This window comes from Photobacterium sp. DA100, from assembly GCF_029223585.1.
GTDB lineage: Bacteria > Pseudomonadota > Gammaproteobacteria > Enterobacterales > Vibrionaceae > Photobacterium.
Genome location: NZ_CP119423.1, coordinates 2,907,146 through 2,922,986 on the forward strand (window position 1 = coordinate 2,907,146; position 15,841 = coordinate 2,922,986).

At 38.4% G+C, this 15,841-nt stretch carries 15 protein-coding genes; 4 read left to right on the forward strand and 11 right to left on the reverse strand.

The genetic code is table 11. The features are described 5' to 3' along the window. Nucleotides 1-3: 3 nt before the first annotated feature. The 11 genes from PTW35_RS13220 to PTW35_RS13270 all read right to left on the reverse strand — a co-directional run bounded on the left by PTW35_RS13220 (nt 4) and on the right by PTW35_RS13270 (nt 12,895). The gene (locus tag PTW35_RS13220; protein ID WP_281025385.1) at nt 4-1,425 is read right to left on the reverse strand and encodes a mannose-1-phosphate guanylyltransferase/mannose-6-phosphate isomerase; all 1,422 of its coding nucleotides are present in this window, start codon (nt 1,423-1,425) and stop codon (nt 4-6) included. A 48-nt stretch (nt 1,426-1,473) separates the two neighbouring features. Beyond that, on the reverse strand, nt 1,474-2,241 hold the full coding sequence (locus PTW35_RS13225; RefSeq protein WP_281025386.1) for a WecB/TagA/CpsF family glycosyltransferase: 768 nt from the start codon (nt 2,239-2,241) through the stop codon (nt 1,474-1,476). Further along, nucleotides 2,238-3,146 (reverse strand): glycosyltransferase family A protein, encoded by a 909-nt coding sequence (locus tag PTW35_RS13230; protein WP_281025387.1) that lies wholly within the window; start codon nt 3,144-3,146, stop codon nt 2,238-2,240. Before PTW35_RS13230 ends, PTW35_RS13225 begins: the two co-directional genes overlap by 4 nt. After that, the gene (locus PTW35_RS13235; RefSeq protein ID WP_281025388.1) at nt 3,131-4,258 is read right to left on the reverse strand and encodes a glycosyltransferase; all 1,128 of its coding nucleotides are present in this window, start codon (nt 4,256-4,258) and stop codon (nt 3,131-3,133) included. The genes PTW35_RS13230 and PTW35_RS13235 overlap by 16 nt, the downstream gene beginning before the upstream one ends. 1 nt (nt 4,259) lies before the next feature. Next, nucleotides 4,260-5,294 carry an O-antigen ligase family protein gene (locus tag PTW35_RS13240; protein WP_281025389.1) on the reverse strand — a complete coding sequence of 345 codons (1,035 nt, stop codon included), beginning with the start codon at nt 5,292-5,294 and terminating at the stop codon, nt 4,260-4,262. Between the two features lie 150 nt (nt 5,295-5,444). Beyond that, on the reverse strand, nt 5,445-6,347 hold the full coding sequence (locus tag PTW35_RS13245; RefSeq protein WP_281025390.1) for a sulfotransferase: 903 nt from the start codon (nt 6,345-6,347) through the stop codon (nt 5,445-5,447). A gap of 17 nt (nt 6,348-6,364) precedes the next feature. Next, nucleotides 6,365-7,792, reverse strand: a complete 1,428-nt coding sequence (gene cysN / locus PTW35_RS13250) for a sulfate adenylyltransferase subunit CysN (RefSeq protein ID WP_281025391.1) — start codon at nt 7,790-7,792, stop codon at nt 6,365-6,367. A gap of 79 nt (nt 7,793-7,871) precedes the next feature. Further along, nucleotides 7,872-8,216, reverse strand: a complete 345-nt coding sequence (locus tag PTW35_RS13255) for a four helix bundle protein (RefSeq protein ID WP_281025392.1) — start codon at nt 8,214-8,216, stop codon at nt 7,872-7,874. Nucleotides 8,217-8,275: 59 nt separating this feature from the next. Beyond that, entirely contained in the window at nt 8,276-9,190 is a 915-nt protein-coding gene (cysD, locus tag PTW35_RS13260; protein WP_348637723.1) for a sulfate adenylyltransferase subunit CysD, read from the reverse strand. A gap of 245 nt (nt 9,191-9,435) precedes the next feature. After that, nucleotides 9,436-11,595, reverse strand: coding sequence for a polysaccharide biosynthesis tyrosine autokinase (locus PTW35_RS13265; protein WP_281025393.1), 2,160 nt, complete (start codon nt 11,593-11,595; stop codon nt 9,436-9,438). Between the two features lie 157 nt (nt 11,596-11,752). After that, nucleotides 11,753-12,895 carry a polysaccharide export protein gene (locus tag PTW35_RS13270; RefSeq protein WP_281025394.1) on the reverse strand — a complete coding sequence of 381 codons (1,143 nt, stop codon included), beginning with the start codon at nt 12,893-12,895 and terminating at the stop codon, nt 11,753-11,755. 27 nt (nt 12,896-12,922) lie between these two features. On the opposite strand from PTW35_RS13270, the gene PTW35_RS13275 reads away from it, so the two are divergent. From PTW35_RS13275 to PTW35_RS13290, 4 genes are all read left to right on the forward strand, one after another. Next, on the forward strand, nt 12,923-13,108 hold the full coding sequence (locus PTW35_RS13275; RefSeq protein ID WP_281025395.1) for a hypothetical protein: 186 nt from the start codon (nt 12,923-12,925) through the stop codon (nt 13,106-13,108). Between the two features lie 646 nt (nt 13,109-13,754). Next, nucleotides 13,755-14,057 (forward strand): hypothetical protein, encoded by a 303-nt coding sequence (locus PTW35_RS13280; RefSeq protein ID WP_281025396.1) that lies wholly within the window; start codon nt 13,755-13,757, stop codon nt 14,055-14,057. 168 nt (nt 14,058-14,225) lie between these two features. After that, nucleotides 14,226-14,945, forward strand: a complete 720-nt coding sequence (locus PTW35_RS13285) for a YjbF family lipoprotein (protein WP_281025397.1) — start codon at nt 14,226-14,228, stop codon at nt 14,943-14,945. Nucleotides 14,946-14,956: 11 nt separating this feature from the next. Next, a complete protein-coding gene (locus PTW35_RS13290) occupies nt 14,957-15,841 on the forward strand; it encodes a capsule biosynthesis GfcC family protein (RefSeq protein WP_281025398.1) in 885 nt (294 codons plus the stop codon).

The following is a 15,841-nucleotide window of genomic DNA, read 5'->3' on the forward strand; positions in this document are numbered from 1 at the left end:
TACTTAGTACCCCTCTCCAACTGACTCAATGCGTTCAATATCATCTTCATCAAGATAATAACCTGTACGAACCTCAATAATTTCTAATGGAACTTTTCCTGGATTTTCAAAAGAATGGGCGCATCCAATAGGAATATAAGTCGATTCATTTTCACTAACCAAATAAGTTTCATCATCGTGTCTAACTTTTGCTGTTCCAGATACAACGACCCAATGCTCTGCACGATGATAATGAATTTGAGTTGCAGTTCGATGTCCTGGTTTTACAACTACTTTCTTAACATGATAACGTTTTCCTTCCGCTATATGATCATGATTTCCCCATGGCCGATATACTTCACGGTGATGTAAATACTCAGAACGTCCGGCATCCCTTAATAAGGACACAATGCTTTTCACCTTTTGCACCTCATTTTTATGAGACACCAATACTGCATCTTTTGTATCAACAATAACTAAGTCTTCCACTCCTATAGCCGCAACTAATCTATCCTGTGAATAGACATAGCTATTACAAGTTTTCTCTATTAAGACATCACCACGCAGGGCATTACCATATATATCTTTATCACTAACCTCCCAAAGTGCTGACCATGAGCCAACATCACTCCACCCTGCTTTCATAGGTACAACAACAGCGTCGCTAGTTTTTTCCATTACTGCATAATCAATTGAATTATCAGGACAACTAATAAAAGCCTTTTCGTCAATCCTAACAAAGTCAAGATCTATATGCGCCCCCATAAATGCTGTTCTACAAGCTGACAAAATATTAGGTTGATGCTCTTTAAGCTCTTTTAAATATTGAGATGCTTTAAAAAGGAACATGCCACTGTTCCAAAAAAACTCTCCGGAAGCTAGATACTTCTTTGCAGTAGCAAGATCAGGTTTTTCAACAAACTTATCGACAGAGTAAGAATTTACTGATTTAATTGAACCTTTTTTGATATAACCATAACCAGTTTCTGGCGCATCAGGCACAATACCGAAAGTCACGAGATTTCCTTCAGAAGCTAATGGTATTGCTTGTTTAACTGACTCAGAAAACGCTGAAACATCTTTAATTACATGATCCGCAGCTAACACAAGCAATAGCGGATCCTTCCCTTCCTCAACAGATTTTATTGCGGCTAAAGCTATCGCAGGTGCAGTATTTCTACCAACAGGCTCAAGTAAAATTCCGCTATGATTGATATTTTCTTGACGCAGTTGTTCTGCAAGCATAAATCGATGTTCTTCATTACAAATAAATAATGGAGGTATATGCTTAATTTTATGCAAACGCCTAACCGTATCTTGTAACATCGTAGATTTATTAACAAGCGGAATAAATTGTTTGGGGAAATGAGTTCTAGACATTGGCCAAAGGCGAGTTCCTGAACCTCCAGCTAGAATTACTGGTAAAATTTCCTCATTAACTTTCATTATATGACCTAATTGTATAAATTTATAAAATAAAAAAACGAAATTAAATTATTCGTCAAATAAATAAGCCTCATTGGTTTTTCTATTTAAAACATCTCTATAAATAATCTTAAACAACCTAAAAAAACAAACAAAATATCTCAAAAACAATCTTCTTGGCTCTTGAATAATCCTATACAACCACTCCAAAGAACATCGCTGAAAAACTAACGGCGCTCTTTTTACATCTCCTGAAATAAAATCAATTGAAGCACCAACACAGATAGCCAAAGCATTTAAATTTTCATTACTTAACTTAAGTGCTAATTGTTCTTGTCGAGGACTACCTACCGCGAGAACTATTAAATCAGGTGAAAACTCTTTAATTAAATGAGCAATTTTTTTACATTCTTGCTGGTTTTCAATAAAACCAATCGGAGGTGAATAGAAATCAATATTTTTGATTTTGAATTTTTTTTGGACAATATCTACTGACTTTTGGTTACTTCCAACTATGTAGACCCTTTTATCTTTAACTCTTCTTAATAACTCAACTGTTAAATCACTTCCAGGACAAAATTTAGTTAAGTTCCCCTTAAGCAATTGAGATACTTTACAGAGTATTCTACTATCATTTACGATTATACTTGCTTTTAAATAAGCCTGATAGAAATCGTCTGAATATTCATAATTAAGCCGAGTTAAGTGGTCTACATTCGGTGTAATTAGGTATTGATAACCTTTTCCAATAACATTCTCCTCAATATAATCGCACACCTCAAAGACATTATTGTTAAACATAGACAAACCGAGAAAACTAACTCTATCTAATGTCATTTTAGTTCCTGTTCAATTTTCTTATTCATGTTTGCTAAAGTTCGTTTTTTTCCAATAAATAATGAGCTTAGATGGAACATCCTAAGATGCTTTCTGAAACCTGGGAATTCAAATCTTTTGGAACCTTTAAGCATACTTTCAAGGTACCCAAACAAGATACAAAAAGAACCTAATACATAAGGCTTATACTTCAATCTATATATCACACTTACTAACATATATAATAAAGAAGTCCCCATATAATATTGACCATAGCCATGTCGTTTCTTGCCAGTATAAATACTTTTTTGACTAGATCCCATAGGTCTTAAATGGATAAATCTTAGTTCTTCAATATCTAAACTTTGGGCTTTCCACCCTTTTAATCGGCATAAGTGACAATCAATACCATCCCACATTACCTCTCTAATAAAACCTCCTATATCATCAAAGCAAACAGTTCTATAAAGTTTAATCATACCAACTGATATTTCATCACCTGTTGGTTCCATTGAAACTTTCTCACCATCTTTGACATAAGGCTTACCAGAAAAAGTGCCTAACCTAGGATCATTGTTAAATTTTTGTATACAGCTTTCAAAATATTTATTTGGGATATCTAAGTCTAAATCAAGCTTACAAATAAATTGATATTTTTTATAATCAACCGAATTTAAGCCATAATAGAAAGTTTCGACTACACCAGGGCCAACATTTCTTCTTCCCCTATCGTTCTTTTTAACCACCTTGATGAAATCATATCTCTCTTCATACTTTTTTAAAATATTAGGAGTTTCATCCGTTGAACCATCATCGACAATGATCCAAAGATCAGGCCTAACTGTTTGATTACAAATAGATTTTAAAGTAACCTCAGCATATTCAGCTTCATTTCTACAAGGTGTAATAATTAATAACCGTTCCATTCTGATACCACTTTTTTATAAATTTTCTCAAGCTCAATCGTTTGTTTCTTTAAATTAAATTTGTCACTCACCAACTTAGACCCGGCCACACCAAATGTATTCCTTAATTCTTCATCTTTTATCAATGTTTTTAATGCACTTGCAAGCTCCATTGGCGAGTTCGGACTTACGCTGAAACCATTCAACCCATCGATTACCACTTCAGGAATTCCTCCATGCTTTGTTGATACAATAGGTAGTCCTGTTGATGAAGCTTCATTAAAAACCAATCCTAGTGCTTCTGAGTCACCATTTTTAGCCTCTCGGCTTGGTAGGCAAAAAATATCTGAGTTATGAAAATATTTCTTTATTTCACTATGCTCTACTGAACCAATAAAGTGAAAGTAGTCATTAAGACTGTACTTTGAAACTAAACTCTCAAGATATTTTGTATAGTTTTCTTCACCTTTACCAATTTGAATAACCTCAAACATTACCCCTTCGTTTTTTAATATTGAACAAGCTTCAATTAAATCATCAATGCCTTTTTTATCTGTATGACGTCCAACACAAAGAATTTTTGTCTTTTTATTAATTATTTTCTTTTTATAGTTGAATAAATCACAATCAACCCCTATATAGTGGGTAATTATTTTTTCTTTAGGGCACCCTTGCTCAATCAACTTATTTTTCACAAAGTCAGAAACCGCGATTATTTTCGCACTCTCCCGGAATATTTTCTTTCTGTCTTTAAGATAATTTAAGTTACTAATTTGTAGAGAGCGAATCTTATGTATATCTGATACAGTACAATCCTGACCATGAAATGTTACTAGAAATGGAACATTTAATTTCTTTGCTAACTTTCTAGCATAAAATGCATCCTGGCCAAAATGAGCATGAATTAAATCAATTTTATTATTTAAAAGCCGTTTATTTATTCCAAACCCAAACAAGGCGAAAGGGACTTTTGCATACTCTGAGTTTATTAAATGCGTATTCTTAAACTCATTTGATTTCTTATTTCTCGTTATAAAGACTGGTGAAAACTCATTAAGAAATCTTGTTTGCTCTGTAATAAAAGACTCAGAATAAACTGGAAATATACTACGGTAAATACCTATATTATACATGTTATGTTCTCTTTATCTCATCAATAAAAAAAGAAGAGAAAATAAAAAAGCACCACTGAATATCATTATATTGAAAGTATGACTTTTCAACAAATGACGAAACTAATAAATAAATCAATGTTAACACTGAAAACAATAAAAGAGCTTTACCATTGCTACCACTTTTCTTAATCGCATTCATACCATCTTTAATTAATTTAATATTGCAATATAAGTAAAGCAATAAACCAATAAAGCCAACATCTAATAATAAATCTAAATATCCATTATGTGCATGTGGAGCTTCCCAATAGATTTCATAAGCTGTTAGTTTATTATAATCAATAACCGAGGTCCAAAATACATCATATCCATAGCCAAAAATATACTGATCCCTCAAATACTCTAAAGCCAAATCCCATAGAAAAGTTCTACCCGTAAGTGTAATATCTTTACCTAATAGCTCAAGAATAACTTCTGCATTAGTTAAAACATAACTTATTAAAATAAAGCTAGATACAATTATTGTTATACTTGCTATTTTCTTTATTAAGCTTCCTTTGTATGAATTATATACCAAAAAGAATACTATAATAGATATAACTAAAATTGATATTGCGCCTTTTGACTCAGACAATATCAAGAAAGCAAAACAAAACAGCAAATATAATATATCTTTATTTTTTCTATATGAATACCAATAACAGCCAAAAAAAATAACACCTATTGCACATACTCTACCGAGTATATTTTTATGAGGGAATATCCCATTCAAAACACCTGGGTACGGCTCACCCATTTGGCCAATACCAACAAAATAGAAAATAGATGATAAAAAAACAACAGTAAGAAAGTAATTTTTCAGAGCATATGCGCTGTTTCTTAATTGATTCTTATACAGTAATCCCATAAGCAATATGGTTGATAAGAACAAAAACATTGACGCTTTTAATGTTGAAATCTTATCATACGACCAAATAAAGCTTAAAAACACGTAGATAAGTAAAATTAGTATCGCTTTATGATTAATAAATACTTTTTTGCTTAGACCTGTCAATAAAAATGCCGTGATAACACAATATAAAGATATGGCAAGCAAATTATATATTAGTGAACTATCGAAGAACTTAAAATATATCCTTGATGAAAATAATAAATATATGATTATAATCAAACTAAAAAAATCAACTCTTAGCTTACTCATTATTTAGTGCCATTGCTGGATTTTCTTTTCAAGAAGTATTTCTAAATTTTCAATATCTTTTTTATATATACTTTTCAATTTTACTTCATCACTTTTACATATTTTAAGCTTGCCTCCCTTATTTACACCATTAAAATATTTGATAATTTTTTTTCTTAAACTTTGTGGTATAAACGGCTTAATAACCGACTTTATTATATTAGGCCTTTTTATAAACAAATGTATAAATTTGCTTTTTGGCATATTTGACTCATTTGTTTTATCTTTTTTTATTGAAAAATTAGCATCAACACCAAGAAAATACAAAACTTCTGATACACTAGCATCAATATCTTTGATAAAATCTTCAAAGATAATGACATGAACATTTTCACGTCCAAATGTTTCCATATATAACTTTACTTGTTCATAGTAAAACCCCATTCTTTTATAATGCCATATAGGCATCCATTTATTTTCTACCCTTAATTCTTCTTCATTTATTGCGTCATAAAAATCATTCACATTTTCACGATAATCTCTTCTCATATGTGAATATGCGGAAAAAGCTCTTAGAGCTGGATTTCGTAGCATTATAATTATTTTGCAATTAGGATTGTCTTCTTTTATTAATTTTGCTGATTCTCGATCATATAGATATGTAGCAGAAGCCTCACCAATCTTTTCACTTTTCTTAGCCTTTACAAAAAGAGAATTGTAGTTTTTTTTACTGGTGACATACATTGACTTAATAATTTCTTTATCACCCACCCCATTATCATAACCATGTTTAAATTCGCCTAGATAGTAATGTGGCTCTTTATTTTCCGGCATAAAAATGCCTTCAACTTGTTGTAAATAATAATAAAGTGATGTTGTGCCACTTTTAGCACTACCAACAATCATAAAGTCTAATTCATTTGCCATTTCAAAAGCTCTCTTACTTAATATATCTTCTTACAATTCCATTCCGGAAATTTTTGGCATATTAATTTATTTAGTGCAATCTCCGCTTCAGTATACAGCTTTACTTTTAGCTTTGAACTTTCAGCAGTTAGAGAGGTATTTGTGATCATACCAGCACCAACCGTTACATTCGTTAGACGGTCAATGATAATCAATGAACCGGTGCCGTGAATGTCTTGGTATTTGTCAATGACTACTGGACTTGCTGTTTCTATTACACAGCTAGCAATTTCATTGAGTTGCATTTCTGTCGAATCATGTTGTTCTAGCGTGTTGACATCAATACGGTACTGGATTTTCTCAATATGACCAAAGGTGTTCTTTGAACCCACTTTGATTTCATATTCTTTGCCAGGCTGAAGCTCAGCTTCGTTCATCCAGACAATGGTGGCTTCAAAGCTGTTGGTAGTTGTTGGCAGCTTAGTGGCATCTTCTGTGGCTTTAACAATCACATCACCACGTGAGATATCAATTTCATCTTCCAGGGTTAGGGTAATGGCCTGGCCTGCAAATGCGCTATCTAAGTCACAATCAGCGGTGACGATACGGGCAACTGATGATGATTTACCTGAAGGGTAAGCAACAACATTGTCGCCGACATTAATCACACCACCGGCAATTGTGCCGCAGAAGCCACGGAAATCGAGATTTGGACGGTTAACGTACTGTACTGGCAGACGGAAAACATCCAGGTTTTTATCTTCATTGACTTTGACGGTTTCAAGGAGTTGCATCAATGTTGCACCAGGGTACCAATCCATCTGTGCCGAGCGCTCTACTACGTTATCACCTCGTAGTGCAGAAATAGGCACAAAACGCACATCAGGGATATCAAGTTGCTCAGCAAATGCTTTGTAATCAGCTTTAATTTGACGGTAAGTGTCTTGGTTGTAATCGACCAAGTCCATTTTGTTTACCGCGACAATTATATGCTTAATACCTAGAAGTGAAGCAATGTATGAATGACGTTTAGTCTGGGTTTGAACCCCTTTGCGGGCATCAATCATTACAATAGCCAAGTCACAGTTTGATGCACCGGTTGCCATGTTACGGGTATACTGCTCGTGTCCTGGGCAGTCTGCGATAATAAACTTGCGCTTATCCGTTGAGAAGTAACGGTAAGCTACATCAATGGTAATGCCTTGCTCACGCTCTGACTGAAGACCGTCTACTAGCAGCGCAAGGTCAAACTCACCATCTGTAGTATTAAACTTCTTGGAATCGTTTTTAATTGCCGCCATATGATCTTCAAAAATCATTTTTGAATCGTGCAGCAAACGGCCAATCAATGTTGATTTACCGTCATCTACGTTACCACAGGTTAGGAAGCGCAGAAGATCTTTGTTTTCGTGTTGTTTTAGGTACGCTTCGATGTCAGAAGCGATTAGGGAGGATTGGTTGGACATATTTTAATTCCAAATAAAATCTTAAATTCTGTGTATATGCTTGAATGCTTGAATGCTTGAATGCTTGAATGCTTGAATGCTATCTAGGTTTTAATTTTTTCATTAAACCTTCAAGCATGGCTGCGATAAGCCTTGTCTGATTAAGCCAATTTTTACCAACTTCTTTTTCTATATATTGTACTTCTATACCAATATAGATTTGGGTTCTTAATTCAGCACAAGAGCCTTTTGCTATAGATAGATACCGGTATTTTTCTCGTTCTGTTTCTCTTGTCATTCCCTCTGCGATATTGCTAGGAACAGACAAGCCTGAACGAGTTATTTGATCTTTAAATCCGTAGTCTTTGCAGCTCTTAAAGTAAAGATATAAGTCAGCTGATAATCTAGAAGACTTTCTCCATACATCCAACTTTTCAAAATCCATTTACTTTCCCGCTTTCTAGCCTTTTAGCTTTCAAGCCGCTCTAAATTTCCTCTGGAAATTTAGAAATAACCTTCCATCTTTTTCTTCTCCATGGAGCCGGCGGAGTCGTGGTCGATGACACGGCCTTGGCGTTCGGAGGTTTTGGTCAGAAGCATTTCTTGAATGACTTCTGGAAGGGTTGTTGCTTCAGATTCTACGGCGCCAGTAAGTGGGTAGCAGCCAAGGGTGCGGAAGCGGACTTTCTTCATTTCTGGCTGTTCACCTTCACGAAGTGGCATACGCTCGTCGTCTACCATGATCAGTGTGCCGTCGCGCTCGACTACTGGGCGTTCATCAGCAAGGTATAGCGGTACAATTTCAATGTTTTCTAGGTAGATGTACTGCCAAATATCCAGCTCAGTCCAGTTCGAAAGCGGGAATACACGGATGCTCTCGCCTTTGTTTACTTTACCATTGAAGATGTTCCATAGCTCTGGACGCTGGCTTTTCGGGTCCCAACGGTGATTTTTATCACGGAACGAGTACACACGTTCTTTGGCACGGGATTTTTCTTCATCACGGCGTGCGCCACCGAAAGCAGCATCGAACTGGTATTTATTCAGTGCTTGCTTTAGTGCCTGGGTCTTCATCACGTCAGTATATTTGGCACTACCGTGGTCGAACGGGTTAATATTAGCTGCACGGCCTTCTTCATTGGTATGAACCAATAACTCCATGCCATATTTCTTTGCCATGCGATCACGAAATTCAATCATCTCACGGAACTTCCATGTGGTATCCACATGCATCAATGGAAATGGTGGTTTGGCAGGAAAGAAAGCTTTCATGGTAAGGTGCAACATTACCGCGGAGTCTTTACCTACTGAGTAAAGCATCACTGGATTATCAAATTCAGCGGCCACTTCACGAATAATGTGAATGGATTCTGCCTCAAGTTGTTTGAGGTGGGTCATTCTTGCTTGAGAAATTTCCATAATTATTTTCTGACTTAGATAAAAAAGAAGGCTACGAGCTACGAGCTACGAGCTACGAGCTACGAGCTACGAGCTACGAGCTACGAGCTACGAGCTACGAGCTTAATAGATTTTGATTTGAAGAAATATTAGAAGTAAAGCTATCAGCTATCAGCTATCAGCTATCAGCTATCAGCTATCAGCTATCAGCTATCAGCTATCAGGGAATTCTGACAGCTGAAGGCTGATTAGTTGCAACTTAAAGATTATTTTTCGCTGCTGTAGCTGTAGTTGTAGTAACCATAGTTACCACCGTAATAACTACTTGCTTTGCGCACTACAGCATTAAGAATAAAGCCTTTTACTTCAATGCCGTTTTGCTCAAAGCGCTGCTTGGTCACTTCGATTTCCTTCACGGCATTTTGTCCAAAACGGCCAACTAGCAGTGTGGTACCTGCATGGGCACCGACAATAGCAGGGTCAGTCACCGCTAGAATTGGTGGGGTATCGACAATGACGATATCGTAATTTTCTGATGCCCAGTCCATCAACTGCTTAAAGCGAGGATGCATTAGCAGTTCGGATGGATTAGGCGGTACTTCACCCCGGCCAATAAAGTCCATGCCATCAACACCCGGCTTTTTGAGTAAGTTTTCAATACTGGTTTGGCCGCTTAAGAAATCAGACAGACCTGGTTTTGGGTTGACCGCCATCTGTTTTTCCATACGGCCTTTGCGCATATCCGCATCAATCACCAACACCTTTTGGCCTGATTTTGCAACGACTGCCGCCATGTTGGCAGAGACAAATGATTTACCGATACCCGGACTTGGGCCAGAAATCATCAGGATATTGTTCTTGGCTTCCATCATGGCAAAATGCAAGCTGGTTCGCAGACTACGCAGCGCTTCGATAGACAAGTCTGCAGGGTTTGACACCGCTAACAGAGTATCTTGCACCGATAACTGCTTTTTGCCCTTTTGTTTTTTCTCCAGCTCAATCTGCCAATCCGACATCGGCACGCTGGCATAAACCGGTAAGCCGATAGCTTCAATTTCATCAGGGTTTTCAACACCTCGATGGAAAGCTTGTTTCACCAAAGCAAATGCCACTGACAACACACCGCCCAACATAGTCGCTATAATAACGATAATGGCTTTTTTCGGTTTTACCGCTTCTTCCAAAGTCTCGGCATTATCAAGAATACGTACATTGCCGACCGCACTGGCCTTCATGACATTAAGTTCTTGTACCTTGTTGACCAACTGCAGGTAAATGGCCTGATTGACTTCGACATCTCGGCTGAGGCGAATGACTTCCTGCTGAGTTTTTGGCATTTTTGAGACCGTACGATCAATACGTGCTTTCTCAGCTTCTAATGTACGACGCTTTTCAAGTAACGAGACATAAGCCGGGTGACTCTTGGTAAAACGCTGTGCAATATCTGATTCCTTAAAGGTCAACTCGTTAAGTTGTGCTTCTACCGTTACCATGGTATCCAGCACTGATTTCGCTTCTAAGGCTAAATCCACCGAATCGTTTTCAAGCTTATAAGCATTTAGCTTGGCTTCTGATTCATCCAGTTGCTGCTTAATATCTGGGAGGTGACCACGCAAAAACTGCAGACTTTTCTCCGCTTCTGCCGAAGTACGGTCGATATTTTGCATCAGGTAATCTTCAGTAATGCTATTCAAGATTGCCTGAATTTCCGCCGGTTCTTCGCCTTCCAAAGTGAGTTTCAGAATCCCCGTTTTCTTACCCAACTCAGAGACCGTAACTGCCTCTTGCAGTTCGCTAATAGTCACTAATCGGGCACGCTTAACGACAGTAAACTCTGTTTCTGGTTCAGCTTGAAGATCTGAGATTAAAATAGAAATTTCACCGAATTGTGCCAATTCAGCTTTACGGCCATCTAGCAATTTCTCACCATCAAATGACAAGCTATAGCTCTCATCAGCATTTACGGTTAAAACCAGCTTCTCACCCATCAATTCATGAGGCAGATCCAGTTTTGAAATAACCGCTAATGGTTTGTCTTCCCCTTTTAACCTTGCCAAGCCCTTACCAATAACGGGTAAATATTTAGGTTTTACATTGACAGTAAGGTTCAATTTATCAACGGTACTACCAATGACCATTCGAGATTTGATAATTTGAATCTCGGTATCAGCAGACGATTCAGAAGCAAACATTTCTGATATATCAGAAAGGCCAGGAACACCTGGACTTTTCTCTTCTACCTGCACTAACGCGTCCGCTTTGTAAATTGGTGTTGCTAGTAATGCATAAACAACACCAATAGAAGCAAATACGAAGGTTGTTAAAATGATAATCCAGCGGTGATCTAACAACACGCCGAACAGCTTAACCAAATCGATTTCATCGGAATCGTTTTGAGAATTGTTAATAATTTGGGTTGTGGTCATAGAATTACTTCTAGGTATAGAGTAGATCCTAGATCCTAGATCCTAGATCCTTTCGTTAATCGTTTATGCTTCAGTTAGCTGAAGCAATTCATCAAAATAGTTACTAGCTTCTTCCCTACTTTCTATTTCCTAGGAACTAGGAACTAGGAACTATAGCCTACGGCCAATTACGTACGCGTAGCGCACCTTCAGTTAGATCATTGAAGCCGGTAATAGTCGGCAACAATTGACGGACTACACGATTCCAACGGCTAATTGGCGCAGCGGTGACATAAACAATGTCATAAGGCTGAAGCGCAAATTCGGTGCCAATCACCAGTGCTGAAGCATCTTTGATATTCAGCTGATAAATATTAGCCAATGGCTGGCTTTCATCGGTGGTTGATAGCTCATTACCACGAATAACAAACACGCCTGTGGCATCAGCTTCTAGCTCATTAATGCCGCCAACATGGCTCAGCGCTTCGGTGAGGCTCATCCCGCTGCGATCAATTTTAAGCAGCTGTGGGTTATTGACTTCGCCCATCACGAAGACTTTCTGGGCATCGTTTCGTGGTACATGAACAATATCACCTGGGCGTAGTAAACGGTTTTGAGTTAAATCACCACGTTGCATTAACGCATAAAGCGAAACACTTTCTTCAACACCATTGCGGGTCAATGTGACATTACGCCAGTCCGCATTCTCTGCTAAGCCACCAGCCCGATTAATCGCATCGAGCATTGTAAGCGGTACATTGGTGATTGGCTGCTGACCAGGCTTGTTGATCTCACCGGTAATATAGGTTTTTTGCGAGCGGAAAGAGGCAACATTGACATCTACTTGTGGGCTTTCAATATACTTTGCCAAGCGCACAGCAATTTCATCACGCACTTGGGTAACGGTTTTCCCTTCTACCTGTACCGACCCAATATAGGGATAAAAAATCGAACCATCAGCATGTACCCAGTTACCTGCTTCTGCCGAGCTACGATAAGAGCCAGCAGGTATGGTCAGTTCTGGGTGATCCCAAATGGTAATATTTAAGATATCACCAGGGCCAATCCGGTATTGGTAACGGGCAATTTCAGCGTCCAGGGCTGGATTTGCTTTTGAATACACCGCAGGCGCTTTGAACTGCCTCACCGCGCTGGCTGTCAACGGGTAGACATTGACCTGTTCGGAAATATCACTGTCTCTTTCTTGCTGAGAAGCAACGACATTTTTATCATCTATGGTTAAGTTTGAACCGGGCACAGTACAGCCCGCCAGCATAGCGGTTGCCATGGCCGGAATAAGGAGCTTCTTTGTGAAATGCATATTTGTTTTCGAAAATGTTGAGAGAAGGTGAAAAACAAAGAATCAGCTATCAGCTATCAGCTATCAGCTATCAGCTATCAGCTATCAGCTAAGATAATAAAGATTAAAACAAAAGGTGAAACTACCGTTGGGGGCTCAGCTATCAGCTATCAGCTATCAGCTATCAGCTATCAGCTATCAGCTATCAGCTATCAGCTATCAGCTATCAGCTAAAGATGAACGGAAGTTCAGGTTTGAAGCAAAAGATACTTGCGTATTTATACAACGGTCGGCTTAGTTAGCAAAGTGGTTTAGACATGCTACCGCCCTTAGGTTGTGGTTCCTAATGACCGTCAAATTTTGAGTACGGGGTACACTATCGCAAATTTATGGCATTGAAATGTCAAATCTAGTCAACACAAGAGCAAACAGATTCAGTCCATTTCAACCTAGAAATAAAGCATTCATCTACCTTAAAATCTGGTTGATGATTTTACACTTTTTTTATGTTGATAGGAATATGAATTTGGTAGCTTACTTTCAGAAATTCTTAAATCATTCTTATATAGCATTGATTTTTAATCTTTTTATCAGCATTCAGAAGCTTTCAAAAACGTTATAAATCCCTATAACCATTAGTAGCACACCTAAATCCCCATCAAGATACTCTTATCAGTCATTTCTTAATCATTTTTGGGAGTAAGTTCTCTTTTTGACACGTTCAAACTTAAGAAAAAAGAAAACTCTTATATGACAATTGGCTAGATGCATTGCGGATTTGTGTTAATCACAATATCATTGCATAGAAGGCGGTAACCGCTTGATTGATATTTTTTTATATACTTAACTGTTACTTTTGAACAACAAGTAAGGGAATGGGATGAAAAAAACAGCTTTAGCAATGATTGCTGCGCTATCACTAAGTGGTACAGCTTTCGCGGCAACTGAAACAGGTTCTACTGCCGCAGCATCCGGCGGTACATCTTCAACAGCAGCGACTGCAGGTACTACAGCGTCAACAACAGGTGCTGCAGCGGGTACTGCGGGTGCTTCAGCGGCAGCGGCCGGTGGTATTACAGCAACAACTGTTGCAGTCGGTGCAGCAGTTGCAGTCGCTGGCGTTGCAGTGGCCGATTCAGGTGGTAGCACCAGTACAACAACAACAGCAACAGCAACTCGATAATTTATTTTGTTTGAGTTGATTATGTTTAACCGCGCCCTCTGGTGCGGTTAATTTTGTTAATTGACCAAAAGTTTACACATCGGCAACTAGACAGCTACCACCTTATTCTGACACTTTATTCTGAAACACTCTACTTATCTAGTATTAAGCAATTTGGATGCTATCTCCATGTTTCGACACTGTTCAACTGCATTACTTCTGGTTTTATCTCTCGCTGGCTGCAGCCAAAAGTTTAAGGACGTTAACGATACGGTTAACCTCGCTTTTTTTGGCGACCAGGATGTAGCACTAAACGCCGAAGAGATTAGTCAACTACCTTATGCCAGCCTGTACGCTCGAGTAGATGATGGCCCTCAGGCTTTCATGGTATTGGCCTTTGCAGAAAATCGTTCCACTCTGGGTTTAACTCACCACAGTGACTTATCAAGCACAATCACTGCAGAACACATGAGTACTCAGCTAAAATGGGTGTCAGCAGATAAAGGGATGTTGATAACAGAAAGTGGGCGTATCGTAAAAACCCTTAACTTGCCAGCAGGTAACTTAGTTAGCAGTGATAGCTATCAACCCGACCCGCTAGCACTTGGACTGCACTTAGCCTCTACCCCAACCCAGTGGCAACGAACCATTGATTGGCAACCTGGCTACCATTTCGGCTATCCAGTCAAAAGTCAATTTGTCTTCGTTAGCGAAGAGACTTTAGATATCAACGGCACCAATAAGCTAACCAAGCATTTTGTCGAACATGTCTCTATCCCAACACTGAATATCGAATACAACAACCACTGGTGGATTGAGCCCAACAACGGCATGGTCATCAAGAGCAAACAAAAATTGGCTCCTAACCTGCCTTATATCGAGCTGACCTTGCTTAAACCATTTGCCTAGGGAATGCGACTGTGAGTAATTTAACCTCTTACCCTATTTATCAAATATTGATCAATACTCTGCGTATTAGACGAAATATTATGCAACAAGCAAGACTTTTCCTTCTCTTTTCACTTATCAGCGTTCTACTTGCCCCCTCTATGGCGGTAGCTCAAACCACAACCATAGCTCCAGAAGCAAAGTTAAGCGTGAGCATTTACAACCCAGAGAAAACACAGGCCTGGTCTCTGAATTATTCTGAACCAGCTCGCCTAAGCCAAGTAATAAGCGATAGCATTACAACGCAAATGCAAAATAATCTCAGCATACAGGGCAGCCACTTTTATACTGATCAGATTTACTGGCCTGGCAGCAGTTTGACGACAGGAGCAGCTCCACAGAATAAATCGACCGTCCTGAAAGCAATCGACCAACTTGTTGATAAAGAACCGACCAGTTTTGCCTTGAAAGCAAGCCTTAGGGCTAACGAACGCTGGATAGCTAACAACATCTTGCACCAAAGGGAATTAATCCCGCTTGATTTTGATGCCATTAGATTGAATAGAAAATTAAATCCTTTGCTTAATGGCGAATACCACCTCTATTTACCCAATCGTCCTAGTGATATCTTGGTCATTGGTGCGACCCAGAAACCAACTTTGCTGCGTTGGCAACCACGCCTATCGGCAAGGAACTACTTGGATAAAACCGCATTAATCGACAATCACCAGAAAGATTATGCTGCGGTGATACAGCCTGATGGCACCGTTGAGCAACACCCTATTGCCTATTGGAATAAAAATCATATGGATATTGCGCCGGGCGCAACCATTTATATTGGCTATAACGATTTACCCGGTGATTACCTGTCATTGAACCAAGAAATGATTAAACTGCTAAGGAACAAGGTGCTGTGA

What these genes read in the sequence shown, in the direction of transcription:
- cysN (WP_281025391.1), bottom strand. Translation starts at nt 7,792, where the DNA reads ATGTCCAACCAATCCTCCCTAATCGCTTCTGACATCGAAGCGTACCTA.
- PTW35_RS13235 (WP_281025388.1), bottom strand. Translation starts at nt 4,258, where the DNA reads ATGTATAATATAGGTATTTACCGTAGTATATTTCCAGTTTATTCTGAG.
- PTW35_RS13285 (WP_281025397.1), top strand. Translation starts at nt 14,226, where the DNA reads ATGTTTCGACACTGTTCAACTGCATTACTTCTGGTTTTATCTCTCGCT.
- cysD (WP_348637723.1), bottom strand. Translation starts at nt 9,190, where the DNA reads ATGGAAATTTCTCAAGCAAGAATGACCCACCTCAAACAACTTGAGGCA.
- PTW35_RS13280 (WP_281025396.1), top strand. Translation starts at nt 13,755, where the DNA reads ATGAAAAAAACAGCTTTAGCAATGATTGCTGCGCTATCACTAAGTGGT.
- PTW35_RS13255 (WP_281025392.1), bottom strand. Translation starts at nt 8,216, where the DNA reads ATGGATTTTGAAAAGTTGGATGTATGGAGAAAGTCTTCTAGATTATCA.
- PTW35_RS13230 (WP_281025387.1), bottom strand. Translation starts at nt 3,146, where the DNA reads ATGGAACGGTTATTAATTATTACACCTTGTAGAAATGAAGCTGAATAT.
- PTW35_RS13265 (WP_281025393.1), bottom strand. Translation starts at nt 11,595, where the DNA reads ATGACCACAACCCAAATTATTAACAATTCTCAAAACGATTCCGATGAA.
- PTW35_RS13225 (WP_281025386.1), bottom strand. Translation starts at nt 2,241, where the DNA reads ATGACATTAGATAGAGTTAGTTTTCTCGGTTTGTCTATGTTTAACAAT.
- PTW35_RS13220 (WP_281025385.1), bottom strand. Translation starts at nt 1,425, where the DNA reads ATGAAAGTTAATGAGGAAATTTTACCAGTAATTCTAGCTGGAGGTTCA.
- PTW35_RS13270 (WP_281025394.1), bottom strand. Translation starts at nt 12,895, where the DNA reads ATGCATTTCACAAAGAAGCTCCTTATTCCGGCCATGGCAACCGCTATG.
- PTW35_RS13245 (WP_281025390.1), bottom strand. Translation starts at nt 6,347, where the DNA reads ATGGCAAATGAATTAGACTTTATGATTGTTGGTAGTGCTAAAAGTGGC.